Raw genomic sequence first — 2,602 nt, forward strand, 5'->3', positions numbered from 1 at the left:
CGGAGTCATTTCCGGTCACGCTCAGGGTGAGCGATACAGATGTATCGCCGGTTGCCACATCAGTATAGTAAACATCCACGCGGCCACCGGCCAGAAGGGTTATGTGGGTCGCGGGAACGCTGAATGACAGACTCTGCGTGAGTGATGTTAGTAATGTTGCGGGCAACTCATGCCGGATTCCAGGGGGTACCCGATTTGGATGGAATGCAGGTATTGGGTCAGGTGCTTAAGTATTGACTCAGGAGATCGCGTCAGGTGCCGAAGTACTGACTGCGGTAATGCGGCAAAGGATTGCAGGTTTTGACTTCGCCGGAGGCCCCGTGGTTACTGGTCTGCTCCGGTTTCTGCTGTCAGGCGCGCAACACCCGACATCAGGTATGTGTCGCCCGTGACTCAGCTTATGACCCGGGTGTCATCGTCAGACCCGCACTCTGAGATGGAGAAGGCGAAGCCATTCAGCGGCAGCAACTCATGCAGTCGTTCTTCCGGCCAGGATGGCAGACGTGACAGCACATCGGTCAGCCACGCATGCGGCTCCAGACCGTTCATTTTCGCCGTTTCCAGCAGACTCATGATTTGCGCCGCCCGCGTCCCGGCCGCCTGTGAACCGGCAAAAAGCCATGACTTTCGGCCCATCGCCACCGGGCGGATAGTACGTTCGGCCCGGTTGTTATGGACGGGGATGCTGCCATTTTCCAGGAAATGTACCAGCGTTGGCCACGTTTCCTTCTTCAGCGGGTAGCTGATGGCTTTGTGAAGTGCGCCACCTGGCGGACAGGCTTTTACCTGCTCTGTCAGCCAGGCATGGAATTTCTCCAGCAGTGGCTTTGTATACCGTCGGCGCCACTGTGCGATTTTTTCCGGCGGGCGGGGGCTGATCTTACTTTCAAGCCGGAACAGATGACTCATCATTTTCAACGCCATACCCGCTCTGGGGGCACTGTTGGCTTTATAGAGGTCAGCGAAACGCCTGCGGACGTGGCTCCAGCATCCTGTGTTAATGATCCCGGGGTTTTGTTTCGCCATGGTTTTATAAGCGGCATAGTCGTCAGTCACCAGATGACCGGACCAGCCGGACAAAAATGACGCGGGGTACTGACTGCCACGACCCGGGAGACACTCAAAGCAGACAACCGCGTCCCCTGTTTTCTCCCCACTGACATAGCTCCAGAGATAGCCTCTTTTTACGACCCCGCCTTTTCTTGTATCAAGGATCTGCAGAGTGGTTTCATCGGCGTGGATCACTGAACGCGTTAATAACGTCTGATGGAGCAACGCAGCCAGCGGGGCCAGTGCCGCTCCGGCTGCCCCGACCCAGCCCGCCATCGTGCTGACCGGCAGTTCTATATCCGCGCGGGAAAAAATGTGCTGCTGCCGGTACAGGGGCTGGTAGTCCCGGTACTTGCTGATAACCACCTGGGCGACCAGACTGGATTCGGCAATGCCCTTCGGGATGAGCTGTGCCGGCATCTGACCGCTGAACACCTTCTCACAAGCGGGGCAATTATACTGCGGGCGGACATACTGATTGACCACGAATTTCGCCGGGATGTACTCCAGTTTTTCGCTGATCTCGTCGCGGAAGTGGCGTAACTCACCCTGGCAGCCAGGGCAGCAGTCGGTGGTTCCGGGTTCGATAACCCGGGTGACGCGCTCAAGGTTTGCCGGAAGGGGCTTTCGTACCGGGCGTGAAGACGGTGATTTCTTTTCGTCAGCGTTCTGTGGACGCTGCGCCTTCAGGTGGGTTTCGATGGCGGCAATATCAGCATCAACATCCTCTTCAAACAGGGAGCGTTGCATGCTGGTCAGCGTTTCGCATTTTTTCCCGAAGCTTATGCTGGCGCGCCAGCATAAGCGCCTCTTCCAGCAAACTGATACGCTGCTCTTTTGCCAGCAGTTCGGCATTTTTCTCAGCCACCACTTTCTGCACCATGGCAAGGGCCATAGTGCGAAGCTGTTCGATGTCATTTGTGGTGGTGAGAAGCGCGAGGTCCATGCCGGTTATTATACACCAGCACAGATATTCACGGTTTTTCATGATGTTACGGATTGTGATTACAACGAGGTTACTGCGGCCCCCCTCTCCCCGCGGAAGACCCATTTGGTGAGGTCATGGCCATTGAGTTGCTGCCAGTCAACACCGGTAATGAGCCAGTTAAATTCGTCCCGGGTGAGAGACCAGGCTTTGTCACCTGCACGCGGCCAGCGGAAGTGTCCTTTATGCAGACGGCGAACACACAGCCAGACACCGTGTTTGTCCCAGCGCAACACCTTGATGCGGGAGCGGGCCTTGTTGGTGAAGACGAAGGCGGCACCTTCGTGCCACGAGGATTTCAGTTCGTCCTGAACAGGGCAGCCTGGCGGCTGCAAATCAAAGTGCAGTAGAATATGACATCCCAAAATCTCATTGCAGCAGAGCATTTCCATGTCACATTCCTCTGAGCATCAGATCGCTCACACCAAAATGGTTAAGCAGGCCCTGAAGGCCGTAGCCCGCCAGAATAAATTTTCATATCCGTCTGTTTTCGCTGACTTCGTTGCTGGCAATAACCCGTCCTGCACTCAGTGTTTCTGGGAGCACTTCTGTCGTCTGTTCCCCGGC

At 56.0% G+C, this 2,602-nt stretch carries 1 protein-coding gene and 1 pseudogene; both read right to left on the bottom strand.

Annotation, left to right across the window (positions count from 1 at the left end):
• Positions 1-393: 393 nt before the first annotated feature.
• Positions 394-1,996 (bottom strand): annotated as a pseudogene (tnpC, locus tag NG99_RS24460) (IS66 family transposase).
• A 59-nt stretch (positions 1,997-2,055) separates the two neighbouring features.
• On the bottom strand, positions 2,056-2,427 hold the full coding sequence (tnpB, locus tag NG99_RS24465) for an IS66 family insertion sequence element accessory protein TnpB (RefSeq protein WP_157032701.1): 372 nt from the start codon (positions 2,425-2,427) through the stop codon (positions 2,056-2,058).
• Positions 2,428-2,602 lie beyond the last annotated feature (175 nt).

Origin of the sequence: Erwinia typographi (genome assembly GCF_000773975.1) — a bacterium.
GTDB classification, from domain to species: Bacteria; Pseudomonadota; Gammaproteobacteria; order Enterobacterales; family Enterobacteriaceae; genus Erwinia; species Erwinia typographi.